The following is a 25,302-nucleotide window of genomic DNA, read 5'->3' on the forward strand; positions in this document are numbered from 1 at the left end:
ACAACGACCGAAACAAGGGGCAGCGGAGCTGACGCCATGACCACCACTTTCGACCTTCAGCGCAGTCACATCTTCATCACGGGCGGGACGGGCTCGTTCGGTAAGGCGTTCGTGCGCACGGTGCTGGAGCGCGCGCCGAACATCGAGCGTCTCGTCATCTTCAGCCGCGACGAGCTCAAGCAGTTCGAGATGGAGCAGGAGTTCAATCGCGCGAAGTACCCGGGGTTGCGCTACTTCCTCGGCGACATTCGCGACGAGCAGAGATTGCGCCGTGCGCTCGAAGGCATCGACGTGGTGGTGCATGCGGCGGCGCTTAAGCAGGTGCCGGCGGCGGAGTACAATCCGTTCGAGTTCGTGAAGACGAACATTCTCGGCGCCCAGAACCTCATCGAAGCCTGCCTCGATAACCGCGTGAAGCGCGTGGTGGCGCTTTCGACCGACAAGGCGGCCGCGCCGATCAATCTTTACGGCGCGACGAAGCTCTGTTCGGATAAGCTGTTCACGGCCGCCAACAACATTCGCGGCTTACGCGACACGCGCTTTTCCGTCGTCCGCTACGGCAACGTGATGGGCAGCCGAGGATCGGTCATTCCGTTCTTCCTCGAAAAGAAGAAGACCGGCGTGCTGCCGATCACGGACACGGACATGACGCGTTTCAACATCAGCCTGCAGGACGGCGTGGAGATGGTGCTTTGGGCGCTCGAAAATGCCCAGGGCGGCGAAATTCTCGTACCGAAGATTCCGAGCTACCGCATCACAGATCTGGCGCAGGCGATCGGGCCCGAGTGCGAGCACCGGGTCATCGGTATCCGACCGGGCGAGAAGATCCACGAAGAGATGATCACGACGAGCGACAGCATCAATACAGTCGATCTCGGGCGCTACTTCGCGATCCTGCCGACGCCGGACAAGGAGGCGAAGGCGCGCTACTGCGAGAAGTACGGCGCCAAGCCGGTGCCGCTCGGATACGCCTACGACAGCGGCACCAACCCGGAGTTCCTTTCCGTCGATGAGCTGCGTGGCCTGATCGACGGGCTCACCAAGCCGGCGGGAGGCGCGAAGGCATGATCCCCTACGGGCGCCAGTCGATCAGCGAGGACGACATCGAGGCGGTCGTCGCGGTTCTGCGCTCGGACTGGCTGACGCAGGGGCCGGCCGTGCCGCGCTTCGAGCGGGCCGTTGCGGACTACACGGGTGCCAAACACGCGCTTGCCATGAGCAGCGCGACGGGTGCGCTGCACGTTGCGTGTCTCGCGCTCGGAGCGGGGCTGGGGAGGCGGGTGTGGACGAGCCCGATCAGTTTCGTGGCGTCGTCCAACTGCGCGCGCTACTGCGGGGCGGATGTCGATTTCGTCGATGTGGATGCGCGCACTTCCAACATGTGCGCCTCGGCGCTGGCGGCCAAGCTCGAGAGCGCGGCGGCGTCGGGCGCACTGCCGCACATCGTCATCCCCGTGCATCTCGCGGGGCAGTCGTGTGACATGGAGGCGATCCATGCGCTGTCGCAGCGCTTCGGGTTCCGGATCATCGAGGATGCCTCGCATGCGATTGGCGGGCGCTACAAAGGCACACCGGTCGGTTCCGGGCACTTCAGCGACGTCACGATTTTCAGTTTCCACCCCGTGAAGGTGATTACGACGGGTGAGGGCGGCATGGCGCTCACCAACGACGCAGCGTTGGCCGGGCGGATGGAGCTTTTGCGCAGCCACGGTATCACGCGAGATGCGTTGCTCATGGTCAATCCGTCGGATGGCCCGTGGTACTACGAGCAGCTTACGCTCGGCTTCAATTATCGCATGACCGATCTCCAGGCGGCGCTTGGGGCGAGCCAAATGGAGCGGCTCGACAGCTTCATCGCGCGCCGGCACGAGATCGCCGCGCGCTACAACGCCGAGCTCTCCGGGCTTCCGCTCACGACGCCGTGGCAGCATCCGGATACGCATTCGGCCTATCATCTCTACGTCATCCGGCTTGATGTCCGGCGGAACTCGATTTCGCATCGCGCGGCGTTCGAGGCGCTGCGCGCGCGCGGCATCGGCGTCAACCTGCACTACATTCCGATCTACCGGCAGCCGGACTACGCGAGCCTGGACCTCAAGCGCGAGGATTTCCCGCAGGCGGAGGCGCACTACGCGGAAGCGATCAGTTTGCCCATGTATCCCGCGATGACCGATGCCCAACAGGACGAGGTCGTGGCCGCAGTCAGGGGCGTCGTAGCCGCATGAAGCTCGCCGTCATTCCCGCGCGCGGTGGCAGCAAGCGCATTCCGCGCAAGAACATCCGCGCCTTCGCGGGCAAGCCGATGATCGGCTACGCCATAGAGGCGGCGCGGGCAACCGGTGTGTTCGATCGCATCGTCGTCAGCACGGACGACGCGGAGATCGGTGAAATTGCGGAAGCGTTCGGCGCGGACGTGCCGTTCGTGCGGCCGCAGGAGCTTGCCGACGATCACACGCCGACGGTGCCGGTGATCGCGCATGCGATTCAAACCTGCGATGTGCTTGGCTGGCGCGCGACAGAAGTCTGCTGCATCTACCCGGCCGTGCCGTTAATTGCGGCGGGTGATCTCGTGCGCGCCTTGCGCGCGCTCGAGGAGGGCAGCGCGGCTTATGTTTTTCCCGTGGCGCCGTTTCCGTCGGCGATCCAGCGGGCGTTGCGGCGCTTGCCGGATGGCGCGGCGCAGCCGTTTTTCCCGCAGTACGTCGAGACGCGCACGCAGGATCTCGAGCCGGCCTACTACGACGCCGGGCAGTTCTACTGGGGCCGCCGCTCGGCGTGGCTCGACGGCCTCAACATTCATGCGCACGGTGCGACTGTCGTGCTGGCCGAGGACCGCGTCGTCGATATCGATACGTCGGAGGATTGGGCGCGCGCGGAAGCATTATTCCGGGTGCTGTCGCAAGGAGGGCGCGCATGAAGCTCGCTATCCGCGCGGATGCGTCCCTCGCCATCGGCAGCGGCCATGTCATGCGCTGCCTGACGCTGGCGGAAGCAGTCATGGCGCGCGGCGGCGAGGTGCTGTTCATTTGCCGCGCCCACGATGGGCATCTGGCGGAGATGATTGCGACGCGTGGCGTGCGGGTTGTCTGCCTGGAGACGCCGTTGGATGGGCGTCCGTCGCGCGGGACGTATGGCGACTGGCTCGGGGTCGATGCCGAGACAGACGCGCGCCAGACGCTCGCGGCGCTGGACGAGCGCGATTTTGAGCCCGACTGGATGGTGGTCGACCATTATGGCCTCGGCGCGGACTGGGAGACGGCGCTGAGGCGCGCGGCGCGCCGGATCATGGTCATCGATGATCTGGCGGATCGCCCGCACGACTGCAATCTGCTGCTCGATCAGAACTGGATCGCGGATTTCGAAACGCGCTATGCGGCGTTGGTCCCGGCCGGGTCGCGGTTGCTGCTCGGTCCTGCCTACGCGCTCTTGCAGCGGCCGTATCGCGAGCTTGCCGGCCGCGCGGAAATCCGCTCCGGCGGCCCGCGCCGCGTCCTCGTCTACTTCGGTGCAACCGACGCCGCCGGGCTTACGCTCCAGACCTTGAATGCGTTCCTGGGGCTGGATCGGGAGGATGTCACGGCGGACATCGTCGTCGGCTCGGGTAATGCCGATAGAAGCGCCCTTCTTGACCGCGCCGCTGGGCGGGCGAACGTCGACGTGCATCTCTCTCTGCCGTCGCTTGCGGAGCTGATGCTTGTGGCCGATCTCGCGGTCGGGGCCGGTGGGACGACGAGTTGGGAGCGCATCTGCCTCAAGCTTCCGGCGTTGGTCGTGACGTTGGCTGACAACCAGCGTCCCATCGCGGCCGAGATCGACAGGCTCGGTTTGGCGCGCTGGCTCGGTGACGCGGCTCAGGTGACGACAGCCGGGATCGCGTCCGCCTTGCGCGACAGCCTAGGGCTAGACGGGACGAGCTGGTTCGACGGCCGTCTCGCGTCAAAGATCGATGGACAGGGTACGGAGCGGGTGGTGGATGCGCTGTTCGGCGGCGACATCGTTGTTCGCCGCGCAAATCTGAGCGATACCGAGCGGACTTTCGATTGGCGCAACCATCCGAGCATTCGCGCCGTCTCACATAACTCCGAGGAGATCGAGTTCTCGGATCATAAGAAATGGTTCGCCGACGTGTTGTCGTCGACTTCGCGTTTCATGCTCATCGGGGAGCGCGGGGGCGAGCCCGTCGGGGTTGTTCGCTTCGACGTCGATGACGGCGTTGCCGTCGTTTCCATTTATCTTGCTCCTGGACATTCAGGCAAAGGTGACGGCGGGAAACTGCTGCTCGCCGCGGAGGCGTGGCTTGCGCAAGAGGTTCCTCGTGTTCAAACCGTCGCTGCCGATGTCCGGCCCGGCAACGAAGCTTCGGCGAAGATGTTCATGCGCTGCGGATATAAAAATCACTTCGATCGGTTCAGCAAAAGCCTCTGAAACATGCAATCAGAAAACACGATAATAATCGGCGAGCGGAACATTGGTCCGGGCCATGCGCCATTTATCATCGCTGAGATGTCGGGCAATCATAACCAGTCGCTCGACCGGGCGCTGGCGATTGTCGATGCGGCGGCGAAGGCGGGGGCGCATGCGCTGAAGCTGCAGACCTACACGGCCGACACGATGACGATCGATGTGGCCGACGGCGATTTCGCCATTACGGATCCGAACAGCTTCTGGTCCGGCAAAAACCTGCATGAGCTCTACCAGCAGGCCTATACTCCGTGGGAGTGGCACAGCCCGATTATGGAACGGGCCAAGGCGCTCGGCATGGTCTGCTTCTCGTCTCCGTTCGACGAGAGCGCGGTGGACTTTCTCGAAAGCCTCGATGCGCCGGCATACAAGATCGCGTCGTTCGAAAACACGGATTTGCCGCTGATCCGTAAGGCTGCGCGTACGGGCAAGCCGCTGATCATCTCCACCGGAATGGCGAACGTGGCCGAGCTCAGCGAAGCCGTGAATACGGCCCGTAGTGCAGGGTGCAAGGATCTCATTCTTCTCAAGTGCACGAGCACCTACCCGGCGACGGCGGACAACACGAACCTCCTGACCATCCCGCACATGCGCGATCTGTTCGCGTGCCAGGTCGGCCTGTCCGATCACACCATGGGGGTCGGCGTGTCGGTGGCGAGCGTCGTGCTCGGGGCGACGGTGATCGAAAAGCACTTCACGCTCTCGCGGGCCGAAGGCGGCGTCGACAGCGCATTCTCGATGGAGCCGCACGAGCTTGCCCAGCTTGTGATTGAAACCGAGCGCGCCCATCAGGCGCTCGGCAACATCCGGTACGGCGCGTCGGATGCGGAAAAGAAGTCGCTCCAGTTCCGCCGGTCGATCTATTTCGTGAAAGATGTGGCGGCCGGCGAGATATTGACGGAGGCGCACGTGCGCATCATCCGGCCCGGCATGGGGCTGGCGCCCAAGCACATCGACAAAGTGATCGGACGCAAACTCAAGGCGGATGTCCGCCGGGGAACGCCGGTGAGCTGGGATTTGCTCGCATGACGCAACGCCCGATGCCGCGAGACGCCATTGTCGTCAATCTCGTCGCGCCGCGACAGATCGAACTTGCGCCGTTGCCGCTCGCCGCCCTCTCATCCGGCGACGTGCTGTGCGAGACGCTGGTGACGGCGATTTCGCCCGGGACCGAGCTTGCAGCCTACACGGGCGCTCCGGCGTTGCGTCCCGGGATCGGCTATCCGCGCCTGCTCGGCTATTGCAACGTGGCGCGCGTTCTCGCGGTCGGCGACGCTGTGCGCGACGTCCGTGTGGGCGACCGCGTGCTCAGCTTCACGTCGCATCGGAGCCATTTCGTCCTGCCGGAGTCGGGGGTGCAGGTGCGCTTGCCGCCCGACGCAAAGACCGAGGACGCGGTGTGCGCGTATCTGTTTCATCTCGGCTACAACGCGGTGCTGCGGTCGGATGTGCGCGCAGGCAGCCGCGTGCTCGTCATCGGCCTTGGCGCGCTTGGTCTCACGTCGGTTCGGATGGCGGCTCTGGCGGGTGCGGATGTCGTCGGCATCTCGGATCATCCCGTGCCGGCCGGCATCGCGCGCGATTTCGGAGCGTCGGCCGTTTATAGCCGGGCGGAGTTCGAGCGGTTGCTCGAGAGCGCCGGTCATGCGCTGGCCGACGTCGTGATCGCGACAACCAACGCGTGGGCGGACTGGGATCTGGCGCTCAAGGCGGCCGCCCAACGCGGCACGATCGCGGTGCTGGGGTTTCCGGGACGCGGGGTGGAGCCTCCGCTGCGCAATCCGCTCGACAGCCGATACTTCTACACCAAGCAACTGCGCATCGAAGCCGTGGGGTTGTCGCCGGAGAAGCCGGATGACCGGGGCTTCGCGCGATACAATGTCAAAGCCAATCTGGCGTTCATCGTCCAGCGCATCGTCGCCGGAGATCTCGACGCGGCTGCTCTCGTCTCCGGCACCTATCGGGGTGCCGACATCGAGCGCGCCTATCAGTATCTTCTCGCCCGCAACAAGTCTCCAATCACATATACGCTCACATGGTCACAAGACTGAACAGCGCTGTCATCGGTTGCGGGAGAATGGGCGCGTTCACGTCCGAAAGCCTGCGTGGCCAAGTTCCGAACTTCTGGTTTCCTTTGAGCCATGCGGAGGCTGTGCTGCGTCATGAGCGGCTGCACTTGAGCGCGCTCTGCGATACGAGCGCGGAGGCGGTTGCAAAGGCCGCGAAGGCGTATCACGTCCCGGCGACCTACATCGACGCGCGCAAGCTCATAGAGGAGGTGCGGCCGCAGCTTCTGTGCATCGCGACGCGAACGGTGGGCCGCGCGGACCTCATGCTCGACGCGGCTGAGATGGGCGTTCGCGCCATGCATGTCGAGAAGCCGCTGTGCAACAGCGTGAGCGAGTTCGGGCGGCTCACGACGCTTCTCGGCAGCGGAGATGTGTTCGCCACCTACGGCGCCGTCCGGCGGTTCATGACCGTCTACCGCTTTGCCAAGGGGCTTGCGGATTCGGGACGGTATGGGCCGCTGCGGGAGATCCGCGTGAATTTCGGCTCGGCGGCGCTCTATTGGACGCACGCGCATTCCGTTGATCTCATCTTGTTTGCGGCCGGTCAGCGCCGCGTGACGGGTGTGCAATGCCGATTGAGCGGAGCCATAGAGGGCGCTTCGCGAACCGAGATCGAGAGCGATCCGACGGTGGTGTCCGCCGCAGTCTATTTCGATGACGGCGTGGCGGGGATTGTCACCCAGTCGCTCGGCGCCGATCTCGTGCTTTGCTGCAAGGACGCCGAAATCGCTGTCCGCGCCAACGGTGGGCGCGTCGAGGTCTATGCGTCGCGCGATGGCGCTATTTTTCCGTCCGCGCGTCCGTTCGACGGCACGCTGCCGGCGGCCGACGCGGAGGGTACGTTTGCTCCGGTTTCAGAACTCGTCGGCTGCCTCGACGGCGAGGCGGGCGCCATTGCGCACAATGCGGTCAATCGGCGCGACATTCTCGAGGGCCAAAGGATCCTGTTTGCGCTGGTGCAATCGCACCTCGAAGGCTCGCGCATCGTTGAGCCGGATGCGGCAGATCCGAGCATGGTCATTCACGCGCGTACGGGTGACCGCTATGCGTGAGGGGCAGGTATCCGCGCAATCTCGAACGCGCCTGACGCGGGGGTGCACGGCATGAGCCTGCAGACCAAGTTCCGCGCGCTGTCGCGTCTCGGGCATGCTTTCACTGTTCCGGACCGCTCTGTGGCGCGCCCTGAGGGGGACGTGGTCCTCTACTCGTGCCATGACGTCGACAGGTCCATGGTCGAGGACGGAAAGAGGTTCTCGCCGCTTCTTGAAGGTATTCGCCGAACGGTGAGCGAGCTTGGCTACAAGGCCGTCAATCTCACACATCCGTTGGCTCTGTTTCCAGGCTCCACCATCAAGGGCGGGAGCATGACTATGAACTATCGCGCGCTGGCTCTGCGCGGACGCGCGGTTGCTGCCCGATCTTTGGGGCTGGGAGGCAGCACTGCACGCCTTGATCTAGAGATGGCGTTCTACGGTCGCCTCCTGGACCGGATCAAGCCTCGGATGCTGATCTCCATCCAACCGCCGGCCGCGTTGTGCCGGGCCGCTCGACAACGCGGCATCCTCGTCGCCGAAGCGCTGCACGGATCGAACTACAGCCTGAACAACACGATCATGACCGCGTACATGGCGGTACCGGACGATCATCTGCCCAATGTTTTGATCAGTTTCGACGATGTGTCCCAGGCCACAATGACCACGATTTGTGCGGGACGGGACATCACGGCACTGCAAACCAACCATCCGTGGCTGCACAGCTTGCGCAAGGCGCGCGGCGCGCATTCCAGACACGCGCAGGCGCAAGGCGGACGCAAGAAGGTTCTGGTCACGCTGCAGTGGGGCTATGACGGGGAGCGGGACTATCTCAGCAACATCATTCCGAACGGAATTCTGCATCCCGTGCTGGAGGAGGTGTTTGCAAAGGGTGCCGACGCCTATGACTTCCTCATTCGCATGCATCCGATCCAAATGAACCAGAACGGCTACCGCCATCACCGCGCCTACATCGAAGCGCTGCCGACGCGATTTCCCAATGTCGAGTGGCGGGAGGCGAGCACGCGGCCGTTGCCGCTGCTGCTCGACGAGGCGGTCGGGCACATCACCATGTCCAGCAGCTCCGTGGGCGAGGCGGCCGCCACGCGGGTGCCGTCGCTGATGATCTGCCCGACGCTGCAGCCGGGAGGCGCGCTATATGGCTTTTTCAGGGAGCTGGAAACCGAGGGGCTCGTGACGTTCGGAACACTCGAAGCAGGCGCGATTTTGGATTGGATCGGGGCGCGTGCGGCGAGCGACAAGGTGCGGGCGCCGTACGACGTCGAAAGCCGGCACGCCGAGGAGCTGGCCTTCTATCGCGCGCTTCTTGCACGGGCGGCGACAGTTTCTCCTTCTCACGCGCGGACATCCTCATGATCGTGATCGTGGATTATGGCGTCGGGAACGTGGGGTCGATCCTCAACATGCTGCGCGTCAACCGGACGCGCGCGCGTCTCAGCGCCGATCCGGCTGAGATCGAAGCGGCGGACAAGCTCATCCTTCCGGGGGTCGGGAATTTCGGCCACGGCATGGAAAAGCTCGCCGCGACCGGGCTCATTCCGCTGCTCGAACGGCACGCTCTTGAGCAGGGCAAGCCGTTGCTCGGGATCTGCCTCGGTATGCAGATGATGACGCAAGGAAGCGAGGAGAGCCCCGTTCCGGGACTTGGCTGGATCAAAGGGGCGACGCACAAATTCTCGATACCGGGTCTGCGCGTTCCGCACATGGGTTGGAATGCGGTGCGGCCGGTGGCAGGCGCGCGGCTGTTCGATCCGGCGCCCGAGAGACCCGAGCGCTTCTACTTCGTGCATAGCTACTGCGTCAGAACCGACGACCGCTCCGCCATGGCGGCCGGGTGCCTCTACGGGCAGGAGTTCGTCGCCTCTTTCGAGGTCGGCAATCTGTTCGGCGTGCAGTTTCACCCCGAGAAGAGCCAAGGTTTCGGCAAGGCACTGCTGAAGAGGTTTGCCGCTCTATGACAACGCTCTTCCAACGCGTCATTCCCTGCCTGCTGCTGCAAGACCGCGGACTGGTCAAGACGCGGCGCTTTTCGCGGCCGAAGTACGTCGGCGATCCCATCAACGCCATCCGGATTTTCAACGACAAGCTCGTCGACGAGCTGATCCTGCTCGATATCGTCGCCTCGCGGACAGGGGCTGATCCTGATTTCGAGCTGATCGCGCGCGTCGCCGGCGAATGCTTCATGCCGCTCTGCTACGGAGGCGGGATTCGCACGCTCGACCAGGCCCGCCGCATTATCGCGTGTGGGGTGGAGAAGCTCTCCTTGAACAGCGCGGCGATTGACGATCCGGATCTCGTGCGTGCTCTGTCGCGCGAGCTGGGAGCGAGCAGCGTCGTGGCCGCCATCGATGTCAAGCGCGACTGGCGCGGCCGCCAGCGTGTCTATCATCCGGGCCGTCGGAGGTTAACGGGGCTGGATCCGGTCGAGCACTGCAAGGCTCTGGTGGATGCGGGTGCGGGTGAAATTTTCCTCAACAGCGTTGACCGCGACGGGCAGTTCTGCGGCTATGATACGGCGCTCATCGAGAAGGTGGCAGCGGCCGTCAACGTTCCGGTCATCGCTTGCGGGGGGGCCGCCGATCCCGCCGATCTCCGCACGGCGCTTCAGTGCGGCGCGTCAGCCGCTGCGGCTGGCAGCATTTTCGTGTTCTATGGTCCCCATCGGGCCGTTCTGATCAACTATCCCGACTATGCGGTGCGCGAGTTGTTGCAGACATGACGTCTAATCCTCAGGAATGCACTCATTGCGTAATGAACGCCGTCGCGTCCGACATCGTCTTTGACGACGCGGGACGCTGCAACTTCTGCAGGGATATGTCGGTGAAGCTTGCGGCGTCGAAGCACGTCGATGCGGACGAGCGGGACAGGAGGCTGAAGGCGTTTGTAGATGAGGTCCGCGCGGCCGGGCGCGGTAAGCCTTACGATTGCATCGTTGGCCTTAGCGGTGGCGCCGACAGCGCGTTTGCGCTTTATACGGCGCGCCAGCACGGGCTTCGGCCGCTCGCCGTGCACATGGACAACGGCTGGAACTCGGAACTGGCCGTCAACAACATCGAAAACCTGGTGCGCAAGCTCAAGGTGGATCTCTACACGCATGTGGTCGACTGGCGCGAGTATCGGGCGCTCCAGCAGAGCTTTTTCGATGCGGACGTCATTGACGTCGAGCTGCTCTACGACAACGCCATGCTGGCGGTGAATTACAACCTCGCCGTCCGCTACGGGCTGAAGTATCTGCTTTCGGGTAGCAATACGAATACCGAGGGCATGCGCGTTCCACGCAATTTCAACTGGAACAAGTTCGACCGCAAAAACCTGCTTGCGATCGCGCGGCGCGGCGGCGTCAAAGTCCGGAGCCTGCCGACCATCGGCGTGCTGCGGTACGTTTTCGATCGCGCCGTGCGCGGCATCCAATGGGTGCCGTTCCTCGACTACGTCGACTACGACAAGCAGCGGTGCATGGATTTTCTGGCTAAGGAACTCGGATACCGCCCCTATCCCTACAAGCACTATGAGTCGATTTTCACAAGATTCTATCAGGGACATATCCTGCCGACCAAGTTCGGCATCGATAAGCGGCGCATGCATCTCTCGTCGTTGGTCTGCTCGGGGCAGATGAGCCGCGAGAAGGCCAAGGGGCTGCTCGAGCAGAGCCCCTATCCCGATCCCGACGACCTTCAAGTCGACATCGACTACTTCCTGAAAAAAATGGGCTGGTCCGCCGAAGATCTCGATGCCTATCTGGCCCGGCCGGAACGGGCGCACGACGAATTTCCGAGCGAAGCGTGGCTCTATGACAAATTGGCGGATTTTCATCGGCGACATTTTCCGGGAGCTGCCACATGACGGGGCGCATTCGCCAGAGCAGCCTCGTTCTTCTCTTCGTCTTCGCCGTTCTCGCCGTTGCTCTCGTTCTGCTTCGCGACGTGCTCTATGAAGCGCACATCAGCAGGGCGATTCTCAGCTTTTCATCTGACGGATCTGTCTACTTCGAACATTACGAACGCGGGTATCACAACGTCGATGTGCTCGAGAACTGGACGATCTTCCTGCGCGCGTCGCCCATCCTGTTCATGATCCTGGCCGACGGCAATCTGTTCATCATCCAGGCCGCGAACCTACTGCTCATGGCGGTCAGCATGAAAGTCGCGTTCGATTGCTTCTCGACGTTCAGCGGTCGCATGACGTTTCTGTTCTTCTCGATGATCTTTCCCTATTTCGCGTTCGGTTTCCTTGGGCTCAACAAGGAGATTTACGCGATGTGCGCCGCGATGTTTTACGGCAGCTACATGATCCGGGGGCGCCTCTGGCATCTCTTTGTGGCCATGCTGCTCGCGCTCTGCGCCCGCTACTACATGGTCGCGTCGTTTCTCATGCTTTTGTTCGCGGTGCCGCGACGCTCAAATCCGCGCTGGTTTCTGATCGTGGGAGGGCTCGTTGCGATTTCGCTTGTGGCTCCGCTGATCAAAAGCATGGTGCCCGAGTATTCGTCCGAAAGTCTGCTCGATGATTCAGGAACCATCAGCGCGATCATGAATGCGGTCGTCGAGCAATATGGATACGCCCTGCTGTATCCGGTCAAATACGTTCTGCTGCCCACGTTGCGCCCGTTCGGCTATGTGATCGGCGATCATCAGGATGTGATCGGAGCGATGGTATCTGTGTTGAGTTTGATCATATTCTCCATTGCGGGCTGGATTTGGATGAGCGGCCGGCAGATGAGCCCCATCGTGCAGCGGCTCATCGTGGCAGGGTTCGTCGCGCCGATCCCGATGATGTGGAGCGAGATCACGCACTGGCGCTACTATTCGTTCGTGTATTTCTTTTTCCTGTATGCCCTCGTGCTGCACAGCGAGGCCGTGTCGGCGCGGCAGGCGGAGCGGGACGCGGGGAGGACCGAGCCTCGCACGTCCGATACCGCCACGGGCGCGGAGACTGGCTTGGTTGCACGATGACCAGACTTGAAGCCACAGGCACCCGCGTGGATGAGGCTGCCGCGCTCGGGGGTGACAAGGACGAGCGGCGGCTTGCGCTGATCGGCAATCAGGCGTTCCTGATTCACAACTTCCGCGGTCCCCTGATCCAGGACATCATCGGCCGCGGCTGGCATGTTCTGGCGATGGCGCCTGACTATGACGACACCTCGCGGGCAGCCGTTCGCTCGTTGGGCGCGGAGCCGGTTGACTGGGTCTTTACGCGGACCGGGCTCAATCCCGTTGCAGATCTCTTCGCGATGCGGCGCCTGGTGCGCATTCTCAGGGAACAGCGTGTCGCGGTCACGCTTAGCTACTTCATCAAGCCGGTCGTCTACGGCACGATCGCGGCGCGGCTGGCGGGAGTGAAGCGCCGCTACGCGCTGATCGAGGGGCTGGGATACGCGTTCATTGAAGATACGGCGGAGAGCTTCAAGAGGTCGGTGGTTCGCTCCACCGTCAAGTCGCTCTATCGCCGCGCGCTCAGCATGGCCACGGGCGTGTTCTTCCTCAACGAGGACGATCTTTCCGATTTCAAGCGGTGGTCCCTGGTCGAGCCGAGCAAGGCGACCGTTATCGGTGCGATCGGATTGGATCTGAACGATTGGCGCCCGGCGCCTGCGGTGACCCGCCCCGTCGTTTTCCTTCTCGTCGCGCGCCTTCTGCGGGACAAGGGGATCTACGAGTACGTCGAGGCGGCCCGGCGGGTGAAGGCCACGCATCCGGAGACGTGTTTTCTGCTGCTCGGCGGCCTGGATTCAAATCCGGCGGCCATCGCCGAGGCCGTCGTGAACTCCTGGGTGGCCGAAGGCGTGATCGAGTGGCAGGGCCACGTACCCGTGCGGCCTTGGCTGGCGCAGTCGAGCGTCTTCGTGCTGCCGTCCTATCGGGAGGGTGTGCCGCGCAGTACGCAGGAGGCGATGGCGATGGCGCGGCCGGTCATTACGACCGATGCTGTCGGATGCCGGGAGACGGTCGTCGATGGAAAGAACGGCTTTCTCGTGCCCGTGCGTGATGCGGACGCCCTCGAGGCGGCGATGCGGCGCTTCGTCGACAATCCCGACATCATCGAGCCCATGGGGGCGGAAAGCCGCAAGATGGCGGAAGAGCGCTACGACGCGCGGCGCGTCAACAAAGTGATCCTCGACATCATGGAGCTTTGAGATCGCGCGCGACGCCCAAGCACTGCGTTGCGTGGGGCCGCTGCAAAAGGTGATCGCCTAGTTCTGGACCCGGTCGCCGCGTCCCGCGCCGAGCGCAGTCGCAAGGATAAGCCGAATGTCGGTGCCAAGCGACATCTGTTCCAGATAGCGTGCGTCAAGTTCCGCCAGGCGCTCCGGATCGGACATGTCTACGCCCGCAACCTGAGAAATGCCGGTGACGCCCGGCCGGATCTCGTAGAGGCCGCGCGCGCGGCGCGCAGCGACCAGCTCGACTTGCGACGGAAGGCACGGGCGCGGACCAACGAGGCTCATGTCGCCACGTATGATGTTCCAGAGCTGGGGCAACTCGTCGAGCTTCAGGGCGCGTAGCCATTTTCCGACGGGCGTGACCGAGGACGCCGAGCTTTGGTGGGTCGGCACGTCGCGGGTTTCGATAAACATCGTGCGCAGCTTGTAGCAGGTGAACGGCTGCTCATGCAGGCCGACCCGTGTCTGGCGGAAGATGGCCGGCCCCGGCGACGTCATCCTCACGACCAGGGCGCAGATCAACACCGCGGGCGCGGCGATCGGCATAACGAGAAGCGCCGCAATGAAATCGAACACGCGTTTCATATGGATAATTTTGCTTACGGTTCGGTTTACCAGGTTGTTTCCAGGCCCTTGGCGGCGCGGTGCCGTAACCTCCCGCATGCGCGGAGCGCGGCGAGGGAGCGTTCCGGCGCATATAGACGACGGGTCGGGGATTGTCCACGATTGGGCGGGTTTTGACACGCGCGCCGCGTTCACCCGGCCCGATGGGTGGAGCGGCATCGAAACGCGTGTCGCGGCGGTTGCCCGGGATGACATCGGTTCGGATCTGATCGATCTTTGGAGCGGATCTCGCCGATCTTTTCGCGTATGTGTACGGCCGTATCGTGTTCCGTTGCCGTTCCAGCGCGCTGCTTTCGGAACGATCCGCCGCCACATTGAGCCGTAGATGACCGAAAACATCGATCGCCCGCCATCCGAGGCTCGCGCCGCATCAGGCATCACGCCGGCATCTGGGCCGCGTGCCTACATCGTGATTGTGTCTCCGACCTACGGCGGCGCGGAAAAGCGCTTCTTCGACATTTTTCGTGGCATGCGCGCGCAAGGACAGGATGTCCGCTTGATTGCTCCGTCCAGCCTTTCGGGGCGCTTGCTCGGAGATCACCCGGACGAGCCTGATCTGGCGGGCGCGGTCATCCCGGTTCCGCTCGACGTCTGGCAACCGCGCGCCTTTATCCGCGAGTACCGGCGAATTCTGCGGACGCTTCCACGCGGAAGCAGCTTTCACTACCCGTTGAACTGCCTCTGGCCGCTGCATCTCGGGCGCGGCGACAGGATCAGCCTTTCCGTTGCGGACTGCGTGCATACTCCGAGGCCGACGCTCAGCAACCGCGTGGATGGCTGGACGTGGCTGTCGTTCTTCGTCGTCGATCGGGTCGACGTTCTCAGTCCGGCGATCTTCTCGAACATGAAGGGCTACCGGATGGCCCGCAAGATGAGCCTGACGCCGGGAGGGACGTTCATCGAGACACCGCCTCCGTCGGACGCCGCGCGGCAGCCCATTGTCGTGCTGGTCAGCCGGCTCGTCGCCTTGAAGGGCATCGACGATCTGCTCGACGTGCTGCCGGACGTCTGGCGGCACATCGGTAGTCGCGCGCGCCTAGGTTTCGCGATCCGGATCGCGGGGTACGGCCCGATGGAGGGGCACGTCGCTGACCGGATTGCGGCTCTGGCGCAGGGCGGAGTTCCGGTCGAGTTTGTCGGCTATGCCGACGCCAAGGCGTTGTTTCCGGGTGTTGCGGTGGCGCTGTCGATGCAGGAAGCCACAAACTATCCGTCACGCGTGGTTGCGGAAGCGCTCGTCTCGGGGTGTGGCGCGATCGTTCGCGATACGGGGGATTCGAGACAGTTCGGAGAGCTGCCCGGCCTGCTCTATTGCGCGGGTAAGCTCGATGCGGCCGAACTCGCGGATCAGATTGTCGCTCTGGTCGATGCCGTGATCCAGACGCCCGCCTTCTCCACCGAGATCAAGGATGCCGCGCTGGCGCGCTTCGGCGGGCGCAGCAGCGTCGTCTACTTCGGTGAGATGCTTGCGCCGCGTCGCTAGCGGGTTCGGGTTCCATTCGCCTGACATGCCCGTCAACGGGCCTTCGAGAACTCCGCGCCGGACCGCTGGATGCCGTCCCGAACGTTCTGCGGCGGAGACCACGAGAAAGCTTCGCGAAAGCGGGATGAGTCGACGGCCAGATCTCCCAGCAGGCTCTTGGCGATCTTCGCCTGACCGGCGGCTTGCAGCAGGCCGGACAGAAGCGCGGGCGGAACGGGGACGAGGTGCGCCGGACGCGCCATGCCCTTGCGAAGAAGGCGGAGCATGTCGGCCAGGCTTACGGGATCCGCATCGGCAACCGCGAATGCTCCAGTCGGAGCATCATCTCGCTTGGCGATGACAGCCGCGACGGCATCGGCAAGATTATCGACGCCGATCAGCGAGCGGCGGTTGGACACTGCGGCGAACGGAAGTGGAAGGGGGCTTGCGGCGAGCTTCTGCAGCAAACGCCAGTTGCCGGACGCGTCGGCGCCGTAGCCCATGACGGGACGCAACGAAATCCCGATGCGATCACCGTTCTCCGCGAAGGCCCGGACGTGAGCTTCTGCGTCCAGTTTCGAACGGCCATAGGCGGAGGCTGGTGACGGCACGGTGTCATCCGATACGGTCGCGTCCGACGCGTTGCCGGTGATGGCGAAGATGCTCGACATGAAAATGAACCGCTGGATGCCGCTTGCTGCCGCCTGTCGCGTCAATGCGGCGGTGGCTTCGTCGTTGACGATGCGGAACCGATCCTCTGAGACGCCGGCGCCCGGAACCTGCGCGGCCAGATGGACGACCGTTGTGCAGCCCTCCAGGGCGTCTCGCCAGTCGGTGCTGCCCGACAGATCGCCGACATGGACATGGCGGTGGGGGCCAGTCGCGGCCGGTACGGTCGCAGGCCGGCGGCTCGCCAGCGTGAGCGTGTGGCCCGCAGCGGCGAGGCGCGAGACGACTGTCCGGCCGAAGAAACCCGAAGCCCCCGTTATCAGCACATGTTCCATTGGCTCTCGCACAAGACGTCAGGACGGAGGGGCGGACAACCCGCCTCTTTGGCAAACCATCGCAATTGATCTGCGGGAAGGCAAAATTGAGGTCAATAGCGAAGCGCGTGCAGCCTCGTGGGCGCCTTCGCTAAGGCCAGCGTGTTGCAAGCGCGTGCCAGCGCCAGGGCTTTCTCCAGTCCCCGTCGGCGCGCGGCGATACCCGTTCCTTGACACCGGCCGCCTTATACAACAAGCAAAACGCCAGCATTCTCTGCTCGCTCGATCCGCCTCGATATGATCTTGGAGGGCGCCCCGCTGGTTTTGGACCCGCGCCCGCGTCGCGCGCCCGCAAGGCTTTGGTCAACGTTTAGGTTCGCGACATGAATGCCAGACCCGACTATCGGTCCGACATCGACGGCTTGCGGGCAGTCGCGGTTCTTGGCGTTCTCGTCTACCACTACGGGGCGACTTGGCTGCCCGGCGGCTTCACGGGCGTCGACGTTTTTTTTGTCATCTCGGGATTTCTGATCACCAGCATCTTGCGCCGTGAGATCCTGGCCGGTGAATTTTCTTTACTCGGCTTCTACGACCGGCGCCTCCGCAGAATTGCGCCTGCCCTGTTCGCCGTGCTGCTCGTGTCGCTCGTGGCCGGGTGGTTCCTGCTCATTCCCGGCGACTACGCCGACATGGCCAAGAGCGCCGCCTATTCCGCAGGCGGCCTCGGCAATCTCTATTTCTTCTGGAACACAGGCTACTTCGACCAGGCCGCCGATCTTCAGCCCATGCTTCACATGTGGTCGCTGGGCGTGGAGGAGCAGTTTTACTTCGTGTGGCCGCCGCTGCTGTTTCTGCTGATGACGCGGCTTTCGTCACAGCGCGTTGTCGCCGGCGTTTTGGCGATTGGGCTTGCCGTGGCCTTCGCCTTTGCCGTCTGGGACGTTTCAGTCCACCCCAAGGCCGCCTTCTATCTTCCGCATGCGCGCGCCTGGGAGCTCGCGCTGGGCGCGATCCTGGCGTTTCTGCCCCGGATCGGAAGCCGCCTGCTGAGCGAGGTTATGGTTGTAGCGGGGCTCGCGCTGATCGCGTGGAGCTATCTCGTCATTACGAGCAAGGATCCGTTCCCAGGCCTCAACGCCGCCTATGCCTGCGTTGGCGCGGCCCTGGTGATCTGGCCCAAGTCGCCCACCGTCTTTGCCGGTCCTTTGTCGCTCCGGCCTATGGTCTGGGTGGGCCTCATCTCCTACAGCCTCTATCTGTGGCACTGGCCGATCCTGGTCTTCTTCCGCCACTACGCCAACGGCAAGATGCCGGACCCGACGACCGCCCTCGGTCTCGGTGTGCTCTCGATCGTCGTTGCCGCCCTGTCGTGGCGCTTTATCGAGCGGCCCTTTCGCAAGCCTTTGGCATCGCCGGCGCGCACCGTGGCCACCAGCCTGGCGATCGCCGGTGGCGTGGCGGCGCTCTCGTTGTCTGTGGTCGCGGCGGGAGGCTTTGTCTCAAGGCTCCCCGCGGATCAGGCGGGCATGACCGGGCTGGACGTCATGTGGAAGTGGGATTGTCCGCGGCTCGTCACTCTTACGGCGAATGGCAAAGCCTTCACGAAGGCCTGCAATTTCGGAGCGCCCTGGGACAAGGCAGGGACCAAGGTGGTCTTGTGGGGTGAAAGCCATGCGCAGCACATGGCGCCGATCGTCAACGCCGCCATCGAGGGCAAGGATGTTTCCGTGGCCCTGGCGTACAAATGCGCCCCGGCGATCGGTGAGCCCTACAAGATGTTCATCAAGGAAGATCCCGCCTACTCGCGCAATTGCGGAATCTTCCGAGACAACGTCCTTACGTATCTCTCCGAAAACAAGGACGTGACCTATCTCGTGATCGCCGGGTTCTGGTCGAGCGTGTTCGGGAACATCTTCACGGATCATGTTCCGGCCGGGAACCTCACGAAGGGTGTCGAGCTCGTCCGCCAGAGCCTGACGAAAATCATCGCCAAAGCTGCCGCGCCGGGCCGCAAGATCGTTCTCGTCAGCGACGTCCCGTTGTTTCTGGGTACGCGGCCATCGTTGTGCAACGCGCAGGACAGAGCGGCGATCCTGCGGCAGCCTTGCACCAAGCAAACCAAAGGTTTGACCCTGCAGTCGTTCACCGCGCAGCAGGGCATGATCGTGGACCTGTTCACCTCCCTGAAGTCGCCCAGCACCCTCGTTCTGACGCCCGGCCCGGCGATGTGCGCGAGCGGCGAATGCATGACCTCACTCAACGGCGAGTTCATCTATCGAGACGTGCATCACTTAAGACGCAACCTCTCGCCGAAGACGATGAAGGATCTGTCGGTTCTGTTCGGCTTCGACGGCCTGTTCGCGGGGCGCTAACGGCCGCCTTCTTGCGGCAGGACGGCGCGCGCTGGGGTGCGGATGACCCGTCCTGTCCTGTCTCGCTCCGTCCCTAGGGCCGCGGCCCAGCGGCGACACTCCCGTCACGATGTCAGCGGCGTGTCAGAATTGCCTTGATATTGCACATATGTCCCGAATACTCGGGAAAATGTCCCTGGGGAGGGCGTATGTGTGGGTTAAGGGTGGCGGGCGCGCGCAGCGCGATCTGGGTGCTGACTGTCGCGGGGGCTGCCGGCCTTCCGGCTGGGGCTGGCGCAGGCCCGGCGATCGGCCAGTTCGAGGTCAAGACGCTCGACTCCGAGCCGGGCGAGATCGAGTTTCAGAGCCAGAACGCCTATGCGCTTGGCGTTCCGCGCCGCAAGACCGTTCTCGAAAACGGCGAACTCGAAGGCGACGACAATTCCCAGGCGCGCGACCGCAACGCCCTCGAGCTGGAATTCGGCATCACGCATTCGCTCAAGACGCGCATCGGCATCGAGTACGAGGCGGAACGGCGCGAGGAGTTCACGACGCTGCGGGAGGCGGACGGTTTCCAGGATCTCAAGCTCGACGAGTACGCGGCCGAAGTGATCTGGATCCCCATTCCGCGTAAGGGCGACGGCATCGGGCTCGGGTTCGTGGTGGAGTATGAGGTGCCGGCCGAGAGCGGGGAAGCCAAGACGCTCATTGCCGGGCCGATCTTCGAGTGGGCGAGCGGGCCCTGGCAGCTCACGCTCATTCCGACGCTCGTGCAGTTCCTGGGTGGCGAGCGAAACGACGCCGGACAGCGAGACGAAAAGATCGATTTCGCCTACGCCAATCACCTGAAATATCATTGGTCGGACAGCATCGATTTCGCGCTTGAGACCTACGGCACGATCGAACGCGTCGGCGGCCGGGGCGGGCGAAGCGAAGAGGCCGCGTTGTTCGGCGATTTCGACCAGCATCGCATTGGCCCGGTGGTCTATTGGAACTTCGATCCGGGGCTCGGGGGCACCGCGCATGCACCTGAAGGCGACGACGACGGCCACGATGAAAAGCCCGTGAGCCTCGGGGTCGGGGCCCTGTTCGGCCTGAACAGCAACACGCCTGCGACCACGCTCAAATTGAGTTTGGAAGTTTTCTTCTAGCGGCCGGCAGTCTGCATCCCGACAGGCTGCAAACCACGTCAGGCAGCGGCCAGACAAAATGAAACCCGCCGAGGCCAGGCCTGAGCGGGTTTCGAATTCCTGAGATGCAGCCGGGGCGGAGCCCGCTTACTGCATGTACGGGCTGTCGCCGCCGCGCGGAGCGGTGGGCGACGAGAAGAAGAACCCGTTGTCGAACGGCCCGCCAACCGTCTGTTCGGTCTTGGTCGGGTCGGTGAACTTGCGGGTGTCGACACCCTGCAGATACTTGTACGAGTAGCCGCCGCGCCGGGGTGCCGGCCGAACGACGCCGCGCAGCGGCTTCGATTTGGCGCCTGCGCTCTGGGCGAAGACCGGAGCGGAAACCGTGGGCAGTGCGAGCACGGCTGCAACGGCGATAATTTTAAAGAGACCGATGTTTTTCATGGCTCTACGTTAACCCACGTTGCTCGGACTGTCGATGTTGCGGTAGCGGTTTCGGCGGGTGGTGTGGCACCACTGCGCCGCTCGGCCCACTCGGTCTGGCCAAGGATCATTGGAGATGCTTGGTTGCTCTTCCGTTAACGCAGAAATGTAACGCCGCAATGGCGGCCGCCGTTCCCCGTCTCGCGCCCGGCCATGCCGCCCAAGTACGAACGACCGGGGGCGGAACCCTTGACCGGACGCGTTCAGCTCCGATATTGAAGGCCAGCTTTGCACTCGTGGTGATTTGGCCGGCCGGCTTGCAGCCACGTTAAATAAGTCGCTAAATGGGCCGTCGCGCACCCGGATCATGTTCGGTTGGGCCGGTCCAGTTCAGGCCGGTGTCGAGTGCCCGCACCCTGCTGCGGGTGTGGGAGCGCGCAAGGTATGGGCACGTCTTCGGACACTGGTACGTCTTCGGGCATTGGCGCGACCTCGGCGCCGCTCGACGGGAAGGCGGATCAGCGCCTGTCCGAGGTTCACAGCCCTTCAAGCCGCGTGGCCGTGTTTCCGGACGACGCGCCGCTCAAGCTCGAATCCGGCCAGTTGCTAGCGCCGCTCACGATCGCCTACCAGACCTATGGACGCCTCAACGCCGACAAGTCCAACGCCATCCTCGTCTGCCACGCGCTGACCGGGGACCAGTACGTCGCCGACGTGCATCCGGTGACCGGCAAGCCCGGCTGGTGGCAGGCGCTCGTGGGCGCTGGCAAGCCCGTCGACACGGACCGGTTTTTCGTCATCTGCCCGAACATTCTCGGCGGCTGCATGGGCTCGACAGGGCCTGCGTCCCCCAACCCGAAAACGGGCAAGCCTTACGGCCTCGACTTCCCCGTCATCACCATCGGCGACATGGTGGATGCGCAGGTGCGCCTCATCGATCACCTCGGGATCGACGTGCTGTTTTCCGTCATCGGCGGCTCGATGGGCGGCATGCAGGTGCTCGAATGGGCGGCGCGCCACAAGGACCGCGTGGCGACGGCCATTCCGATTGCGACGGCGCCCTGGCATACGGCGCAGAACATCGCCTTCCACGAGGTCGGCCGGCAAGCCGTGATGGCGGATCCGGAGTGGCGGGGCGGGGCTTATTCCGAGGTCGGCGTGGTGCCCAAGAACGGGCTTGCGGTGGCGCGCATGGCTGCGCACATCACGTACCTGTCGGAGAAGGCGCTGCAGGGGAAGTTCGGCCGCAACCTGCAGAACCGCGCGACGCGGTCGTTCTCGTTCGATGCCGACTTCAAGATCGAGAGCTATCTGCGCCATCAGGGCTCGACGTTCGTCGACCGCTTCGACGCCAACAGCTATCTCTACATCACGCGGGCCATGGACTACTTCGACCTCGAAGGCGCGCATGGTGGCAAGCTCGCCAACGCGTTCACGGGCACGCAGACGCAGTTCTGCGTCGTGTCGTTCACCAGCGACTGGCTCTATCCGACGCGCGACAGCAAGGCGATCGTGAAGGCGCTCAATGCGGTGGCGGCGAACGTGAGCTTCGTCGAAATCGAAAGCGACAAGGGCCACGACGCATTCCTGCTGGATGAGCCCGAATTCCATGCGACGGTGCGCGGCTTCCTGACGGCGGCGATGGCCAAGCGCGGACTTTCTCTTGGCGAGGAGCAGGGCTGATGCAGAAAGCCGTTCCATTCTCAGGGCTGGTTCGCGCCGACCATGCGCTCATCGCCGAAATGGTGACGCCGCGTTCGCGCGTGCTCGATGTGGGCTGCGCCGACGGCGCGCTGCTGCATCTGCTGGCGGAAACGAAAGACGTCGATGCGCGCGGCGTTGAGCTGTCGCGCGAGAAGGTCAACCTGTGCGTGACGCGGGGGCTTTCCGTGATCCAGGGGGATGCGGATCGCGATCTCGCCGACTACCCGGATCAGGCATTCGACTTCGCCATCCTGTCGCTCACGATCCAGGCGACGCGCGATCCGAAGACGGTGCTGGAGAACCTGCTCCGCATCGGCCGGCACGCCATCGTGTCCTTCCCGAACTTCGGGCATTGGCGGATCCGCGCGCAGCTTCTGTTCTCGGGGCGCATGCCGATGACGCCGAACCTGCCCGAGCCCTGGTACACGACCGCAGACGCGCATCTCTGCACGATCAAGGATTTCGTCGATCTCGTCGCGCTGGTCGATGCCGAGGTCGAGGATGCGGTGGCGTTCAACGCCAAGGGACAGCGGCTGCCGATCAAGCGCTCGCTCTCGCTGCAGAACCTGCTCGGCGAGAAGGCCGTGTTCAAGCTGCGGCGCAAGACGTAGATCGCGTTCGCTGTTGGGGTTCCCCCACCGTCTGGGGCTCTCCCCACCCTGGCCCTCCCCACAAGGGGGAGGGAAAAGTGCAGAGGTACAGATCAGGCGCTCGGTCTCGTGCCTCAGCGAATGGTGACCATCTCGCGCAGTGCTTTGGCGCGGACCGCCTTGCCGGAGATGGGCGCCATCGTTTCCTTGCGCGCCTCCACCATCAGGATGCCACCGAAGCGCGGCGACATCTTTGCGCCGATACGTTCCCACGCGGCGGCCGAGCGCACGAGCATGGCGCGGTCGAACGGCGGCAGGTGCAGGGCGGTCTCCCACGATACCGGCGTGAACAGAGACTCCTGCAGCAGCGTGTCGAGTTGCGAACGGCTGTAGGGGCGGCCGTGGCCGAACGGCGTCGTGTCGACGTGCGCCCATAGTCCGCGGCGGTTGGGCACGACGACGAGCACACGTCCTTCCGGCTTCACCACGCGCCACAATTCGCGCAGCAGCGGTTTGACCTGCTCGGCGACCTCCAGGCAGTGGACGACGAGCAGCCGGTCGACGGAGTTGTCGCGCAGCGGCAAGGAGCCTTCTTCGACGAGCGTCGACAGGATCGAAGCCGAAGGCGGCCAGATGAGTGCGCCCTGGCTTGCGGGCATCAGGGCGCAGATCTGCCGCGCTTCAGTGCGGTAGGCCCCGAGAAACGGCGTGCCGAACCCGAGCGCGGCCACCGTGTCGCCCGTCGCCGCGCCCCAGTGCGTGCGAATGCGCCGCGCCAGCAAGCGCCGCGCGATCTGCCCAAGCGGGGTCGCGTAGAACTCCTTGAGCGAGGCAACATCCACATGCATGCGGGTGACGGGTTCCGAATTGATCGTCTTTTTATGCAATCTGCCCTGGAAATGACCAAGCGGCATTGAAATGACGCGAGAGCGACTATAGCCTTCCGGTAAGCCGTCGGCACCCATGCAGGCCGGCTACATTGCGAAGTCATGACCCAGCCCGAAATTCACCAATTCCCGTGCCTCAAGGATAATTATGGCGTTCTCGTCCACGATCGGGAAGGGGGCGTCACGCTTGCGATCGACGCGCCGGATGGCGCCGCCGTGCTGGCAGCTCTCGACGAGCGCGGCTGGGACCTGACGCACATCCTCGTCACGCATCATCATGCCGACCACATTGCGGGCATTCCGGCGGTTCGCGCGAAGACATCGTGCAAAGTGATTGGACCCAAGGGCGAAGCGGCACGCGTTCCGGGGCTCGACCAACTGGTCGGCGAGCCGGACGTGCTTTCGCTCGGCAGTCTCAAGATCGCAGTGCTCGACACGCCTGGCCATACCCTCGGGCACGTCACCTACTGGATCGAGCAGGCCAGCGTCGCGTTCGTGGGCGACACGCTGTTTGCGATGGGCTGCGGCCGGGTGCTCGAGGGCACGCCGCAGATGATGTGGGGCTCGCTCTCGAAAATCGCGGCGCTGCCGCGCGAAACGTCGATCTACTGCGGGCACGAATACACGGTGTCGAATGCCAAATTCGGGCTTCAGATCGAGCCGGACAACGCGCGCCTGGCCGCGCGTCTCGCCGCGGCTGAAGCCGCGCGCGCTGAGGGCCGCGCCACGCTGCCGACGCGTATCGATCTCGAGCTCGAGACGAACGTGTTCCTGCGCGTCGACCAGCCTTCTATTCGCAAGACGACCGGCCTCGTGACTGCCGAAGACTGGAAAGTGTTCGCCGATCTTCGCGAGCGCAAAAACCGGGCGTAGCGCGGCTTTCGCCTCACAGCCCTTCGAAGGCCTCTCCCATGACCGCTGACGAGATCATCGCCGCGCTCGACCTAGCACCGCATCCCGAAGGCGGCTATTTCAAGGAAACGTTCCGGGATCCCGAGGGGCATGAGGGACGCGGGCATTCGACCGCGATCTACTTTCTGCTCAAGGCGGGCGAGGTGTCGCGCTGGCATCGCGTGGACGCTGTTGAAATCTGGCTCTGGCATGCGGGCGCACCCCTGATGCTCGCGACCGCGCCGCCCGCGGGAGCGGGCATCGCGGAGCGGCTCGGCCCGAATGTGCTTGCGGGTGAGCGGCCGCAAGGGGTGGTCGCGAAGGGGCATTGGCAACAGGCTTGGTCGCTCGGCGATTGGACGCTGGTCAGTTGCACCGTGTCGCCCGCGTTTCGCTTCGAGGGCTTCGAGATGGCGCCGGCGGATTTCGAGCCTGCGATCGCATTGCCAGCGGGCTGAGCGCCAATTGCCAGGGGCGAAAAGTTTTCCACCATTCATTGCGTCAAGATGGGCGTG

At 63.9% G+C, this 25,302-nt stretch carries 24 protein-coding genes and 1 riboswitch; of the genes, 20 read left to right on the forward strand and 4 right to left on the reverse strand.

Translation table 11 applies throughout. The features are described 5' to 3' along the window. Nucleotides 1-36: 36 nt before the first annotated feature. The 13 genes from pseB to K2Y42_RS14695 are packed head-to-tail and all read left to right on the forward strand — an operon-like array spanning nt 37 to nt 13,715. A complete protein-coding gene (pseB, locus tag K2Y42_RS14635; protein ID WP_291153876.1) occupies nt 37-1,068 on the forward strand; it encodes a UDP-N-acetylglucosamine 4,6-dehydratase (inverting) in 1,032 nt (343 codons plus the stop codon). Then, complete coding sequence (gene pseC, locus K2Y42_RS14640; protein ID WP_291153878.1) at nt 1,065-2,225, forward strand: UDP-4-amino-4,6-dideoxy-N-acetyl-beta-L-altrosamine transaminase; 1,161 nt, start codon at nt 1,065-1,067, stop codon at nt 2,223-2,225. Before pseB ends, pseC begins: the two co-directional genes overlap by 4 nt. Beyond that, nucleotides 2,222-2,917 (forward strand): pseudaminic acid cytidylyltransferase, encoded by a 696-nt coding sequence (gene pseF / locus K2Y42_RS14645; RefSeq protein ID WP_291153880.1) that lies wholly within the window; start codon nt 2,222-2,224, stop codon nt 2,915-2,917. The genes pseC and pseF overlap by 4 nt, the downstream gene beginning before the upstream one ends. Next, complete coding sequence (gene pseG, locus K2Y42_RS14650) at nt 2,914-4,425, forward strand: UDP-2,4-diacetamido-2,4,6-trideoxy-beta-L-altropyranose hydrolase (RefSeq protein WP_291153882.1); 1,512 nt, start codon at nt 2,914-2,916, stop codon at nt 4,423-4,425. Before pseF ends, pseG begins: the two co-directional genes overlap by 4 nt. Nucleotides 4,426-4,428: 3 nt before the next feature. Next, complete coding sequence (gene pseI, locus K2Y42_RS14655; RefSeq protein WP_291153884.1) at nt 4,429-5,490, forward strand: pseudaminic acid synthase; 1,062 nt, start codon at nt 4,429-4,431, stop codon at nt 5,488-5,490. Then, a complete protein-coding gene (locus tag K2Y42_RS14660) occupies nt 5,487-6,512 on the forward strand; it encodes a zinc-binding alcohol dehydrogenase (protein ID WP_291153886.1) in 1,026 nt (341 codons plus the stop codon). The genes pseI and K2Y42_RS14660 overlap by 4 nt, the downstream gene beginning before the upstream one ends. Next, the gene (locus K2Y42_RS14665) at nt 6,497-7,582 is read left to right on the forward strand and encodes a Gfo/Idh/MocA family oxidoreductase (protein WP_291153888.1); all 1,086 of its coding nucleotides are present in this window, start codon (nt 6,497-6,499) and stop codon (nt 7,580-7,582) included. The genes K2Y42_RS14660 and K2Y42_RS14665 overlap by 16 nt, the downstream gene beginning before the upstream one ends. A gap of 51 nt (nt 7,583-7,633) precedes the next feature. Then, nucleotides 7,634-8,938, forward strand: a complete 1,305-nt coding sequence (locus K2Y42_RS14670; protein ID WP_291153889.1) for a hypothetical protein — start codon at nt 7,634-7,636, stop codon at nt 8,936-8,938. Continuing rightward, nucleotides 8,935-9,540, forward strand: a complete 606-nt coding sequence (gene hisH, locus K2Y42_RS14675; RefSeq protein WP_291153890.1) for an imidazole glycerol phosphate synthase subunit HisH — start codon at nt 8,935-8,937, stop codon at nt 9,538-9,540. The genes K2Y42_RS14670 and hisH overlap by 4 nt, the downstream gene beginning before the upstream one ends. Beyond that, entirely contained in the window at nt 9,537-10,301 is a 765-nt protein-coding gene (locus K2Y42_RS14680; protein WP_291153892.1) for an AglZ/HisF2 family acetamidino modification protein, read from the forward strand. The genes hisH and K2Y42_RS14680 overlap by 4 nt, the downstream gene beginning before the upstream one ends. Further along, nucleotides 10,298-11,425, forward strand: coding sequence for an N-acetyl sugar amidotransferase (locus K2Y42_RS14685; protein WP_291153894.1), 1,128 nt, complete (start codon nt 10,298-10,300; stop codon nt 11,423-11,425). Before K2Y42_RS14680 ends, K2Y42_RS14685 begins: the two co-directional genes overlap by 4 nt. Next, the gene (locus K2Y42_RS14690; RefSeq protein WP_291153896.1) at nt 11,422-12,534 is read left to right on the forward strand and encodes a hypothetical protein; all 1,113 of its coding nucleotides are present in this window, start codon (nt 11,422-11,424) and stop codon (nt 12,532-12,534) included. The genes K2Y42_RS14685 and K2Y42_RS14690 overlap by 4 nt, the downstream gene beginning before the upstream one ends. After that, the gene (locus tag K2Y42_RS14695; RefSeq protein WP_291153897.1) at nt 12,531-13,715 is read left to right on the forward strand and encodes a glycosyltransferase family 4 protein; all 1,185 of its coding nucleotides are present in this window, start codon (nt 12,531-12,533) and stop codon (nt 13,713-13,715) included. The genes K2Y42_RS14690 and K2Y42_RS14695 overlap by 4 nt, the downstream gene beginning before the upstream one ends. 57 nt (nt 13,716-13,772) lie before the next feature. Here K2Y42_RS14695 and K2Y42_RS14700 read toward each other — a convergent pair whose 3' ends face one another. Next, complete coding sequence (locus K2Y42_RS14700; RefSeq protein ID WP_291153899.1) at nt 13,773-14,327, reverse strand: sugar transferase; 555 nt, start codon at nt 14,325-14,327, stop codon at nt 13,773-13,775. A gap of 364 nt (nt 14,328-14,691) precedes the next feature. On the opposite strand from K2Y42_RS14700, the gene K2Y42_RS14705 reads away from it, so the two are divergent. Then, nucleotides 14,692-15,849: a glycosyltransferase gene (locus K2Y42_RS14705; RefSeq protein ID WP_291153901.1), complete on the forward strand. Its 1,158-nt coding sequence runs from the start codon at nt 14,692-14,694 to the stop codon at nt 15,847-15,849. Between the two features lie 32 nt (nt 15,850-15,881). Here the strand turns inward: K2Y42_RS14705 and K2Y42_RS14710 are convergent, their stop codons facing one another. Continuing rightward, nucleotides 15,882-16,832, reverse strand: a complete 951-nt coding sequence (locus tag K2Y42_RS14710; RefSeq protein WP_291153902.1) for an NAD-dependent epimerase/dehydratase family protein — start codon at nt 16,830-16,832, stop codon at nt 15,882-15,884. A 362-nt stretch (nt 16,833-17,194) separates the two neighbouring features. On the opposite strand from K2Y42_RS14710, the gene K2Y42_RS14715 reads away from it, so the two are divergent. Continuing rightward, the gene (locus K2Y42_RS14715; protein WP_291153904.1) at nt 17,195-19,183 is read left to right on the forward strand and encodes an acyltransferase family protein; all 1,989 of its coding nucleotides are present in this window, start codon (nt 17,195-17,197) and stop codon (nt 19,181-19,183) included. Nucleotides 19,184-19,371: 188 nt separating this feature from the next. Then, on the forward strand, nt 19,372-20,313 hold the full coding sequence (locus tag K2Y42_RS14720) for a hypothetical protein (RefSeq protein WP_291153905.1): 942 nt from the start codon (nt 19,372-19,374) through the stop codon (nt 20,311-20,313). Nucleotides 20,314-20,439: 126 nt separating this feature from the next. Here the strand turns inward: K2Y42_RS14720 and K2Y42_RS14725 are convergent, their stop codons facing one another. Continuing rightward, nucleotides 20,440-20,736: a hypothetical protein gene (locus K2Y42_RS14725; protein ID WP_291153906.1), complete on the reverse strand. Its 297-nt coding sequence runs from the start codon at nt 20,734-20,736 to the stop codon at nt 20,440-20,442. Nucleotides 20,737-21,001: 265 nt separating this feature from the next. Then, nucleotides 21,002-21,080, forward strand: a riboswitch (SAM riboswitch). Between the two features lie 79 nt (nt 21,081-21,159). Between K2Y42_RS14725 and K2Y42_RS14730 the strand changes: the two genes are divergently transcribed. Further along, nucleotides 21,160-22,398: a homoserine O-acetyltransferase gene (locus K2Y42_RS14730; RefSeq protein WP_291153908.1), complete on the forward strand. Its 1,239-nt coding sequence runs from the start codon at nt 21,160-21,162 to the stop codon at nt 22,396-22,398. Next, nucleotides 22,398-23,030, forward strand: coding sequence for a methionine biosynthesis protein MetW (gene metW, locus K2Y42_RS14735; RefSeq protein ID WP_291153910.1), 633 nt, complete (start codon nt 22,398-22,400; stop codon nt 23,028-23,030). Before K2Y42_RS14730 ends, metW begins: the two co-directional genes overlap by 1 nt. 113 nt (nt 23,031-23,143) lie before the next feature. Here metW and K2Y42_RS14740 read toward each other — a convergent pair whose 3' ends face one another. After that, entirely contained in the window at nt 23,144-23,857 is a 714-nt protein-coding gene (locus K2Y42_RS14740) for a class I SAM-dependent methyltransferase (RefSeq protein WP_291153912.1), read from the reverse strand. A gap of 141 nt (nt 23,858-23,998) precedes the next feature. On the opposite strand from K2Y42_RS14740, the gene gloB reads away from it, so the two are divergent. Continuing rightward, the gene (gene gloB, locus K2Y42_RS14745) at nt 23,999-24,769 is read left to right on the forward strand and encodes a hydroxyacylglutathione hydrolase (RefSeq protein WP_291153914.1); all 771 of its coding nucleotides are present in this window, start codon (nt 23,999-24,001) and stop codon (nt 24,767-24,769) included. A 38-nt stretch (nt 24,770-24,807) separates the two neighbouring features. Further along, nucleotides 24,808-25,245 carry a cupin domain-containing protein gene (locus K2Y42_RS14750; protein ID WP_291153916.1) on the forward strand — a complete coding sequence of 146 codons (438 nt, stop codon included), beginning with the start codon at nt 24,808-24,810 and terminating at the stop codon, nt 25,243-25,245. The last annotated feature ends 57 nt before the right edge of the window (nt 25,246-25,302 follow it).

It is taken from the genome of Hyphomicrobium sp. (genome assembly GCF_019744875.1).
Taxonomy (GTDB): Bacteria; Pseudomonadota; Alphaproteobacteria; order Rhizobiales; family Hyphomicrobiaceae; genus Hyphomicrobium_C.

Bases quoted from the DNA above. Each gene is read 5' to 3' on its own strand.
- pseB (WP_291153876.1), top strand. From the start codon at position 37: ATGACCACCACTTTCGACCTTCAGCGCAGTCACATCTTCATCACGGGC.
- pseC (WP_291153878.1), top strand. From the start codon at position 1,065: ATGATCCCCTACGGGCGCCAGTCGATCAGCGAGGACGACATCGAGGCG.
- pseF (WP_291153880.1), top strand. From the start codon at position 2,222: ATGAAGCTCGCCGTCATTCCCGCGCGCGGTGGCAGCAAGCGCATTCCG.
- pseG (WP_291153882.1), top strand. From the start codon at position 2,914: ATGAAGCTCGCTATCCGCGCGGATGCGTCCCTCGCCATCGGCAGCGGC.
- pseI (WP_291153884.1), top strand. From the start codon at position 4,429: ATGCAATCAGAAAACACGATAATAATCGGCGAGCGGAACATTGGTCCG.
- K2Y42_RS14660 (WP_291153886.1), top strand. From the start codon at position 5,487: ATGACGCAACGCCCGATGCCGCGAGACGCCATTGTCGTCAATCTCGTC.
- K2Y42_RS14665 (WP_291153888.1), top strand. From the start codon at position 6,497: ATGGTCACAAGACTGAACAGCGCTGTCATCGGTTGCGGGAGAATGGGC.
- K2Y42_RS14670 (WP_291153889.1), top strand. From the start codon at position 7,634: ATGAGCCTGCAGACCAAGTTCCGCGCGCTGTCGCGTCTCGGGCATGCT.
- hisH (WP_291153890.1), top strand. From the start codon at position 8,935: ATGATCGTGATCGTGGATTATGGCGTCGGGAACGTGGGGTCGATCCTC.
- K2Y42_RS14680 (WP_291153892.1), top strand. From the start codon at position 9,537: ATGACAACGCTCTTCCAACGCGTCATTCCCTGCCTGCTGCTGCAAGAC.
- K2Y42_RS14685 (WP_291153894.1), top strand. From the start codon at position 10,298: ATGACGTCTAATCCTCAGGAATGCACTCATTGCGTAATGAACGCCGTC.
- K2Y42_RS14690 (WP_291153896.1), top strand. From the start codon at position 11,422: ATGACGGGGCGCATTCGCCAGAGCAGCCTCGTTCTTCTCTTCGTCTTC.
- K2Y42_RS14695 (WP_291153897.1), top strand. From the start codon at position 12,531: ATGACCAGACTTGAAGCCACAGGCACCCGCGTGGATGAGGCTGCCGCG.
- K2Y42_RS14700 (WP_291153899.1), bottom strand. From the start codon at position 14,327: ATGAAACGCGTGTTCGATTTCATTGCGGCGCTTCTCGTTATGCCGATC.
- K2Y42_RS14705 (WP_291153901.1), top strand. From the start codon at position 14,692: ATGACCGAAAACATCGATCGCCCGCCATCCGAGGCTCGCGCCGCATCA.
- K2Y42_RS14710 (WP_291153902.1), bottom strand. From the start codon at position 16,832: ATGGAACATGTGCTGATAACGGGGGCTTCGGGTTTCTTCGGCCGGACA.
- K2Y42_RS14715 (WP_291153904.1), top strand. From the start codon at position 17,195: ATGAATGCCAGACCCGACTATCGGTCCGACATCGACGGCTTGCGGGCA.
- K2Y42_RS14720 (WP_291153905.1), top strand. From the start codon at position 19,372: ATGTGTGGGTTAAGGGTGGCGGGCGCGCGCAGCGCGATCTGGGTGCTG.
- K2Y42_RS14725 (WP_291153906.1), bottom strand. From the start codon at position 20,736: ATGAAAAACATCGGTCTCTTTAAAATTATCGCCGTTGCAGCCGTGCTC.
- K2Y42_RS14730 (WP_291153908.1), top strand. From the start codon at position 21,160: ATGGGCACGTCTTCGGACACTGGTACGTCTTCGGGCATTGGCGCGACC.
- metW (WP_291153910.1), top strand. From the start codon at position 22,398: ATGCAGAAAGCCGTTCCATTCTCAGGGCTGGTTCGCGCCGACCATGCG.
- K2Y42_RS14740 (WP_291153912.1), bottom strand. From the start codon at position 23,857: ATGCATGTGGATGTTGCCTCGCTCAAGGAGTTCTACGCGACCCCGCTT.
- gloB (WP_291153914.1), top strand. From the start codon at position 23,999: ATGACCCAGCCCGAAATTCACCAATTCCCGTGCCTCAAGGATAATTAT.
- K2Y42_RS14750 (WP_291153916.1), top strand. From the start codon at position 24,808: ATGACCGCTGACGAGATCATCGCCGCGCTCGACCTAGCACCGCATCCC.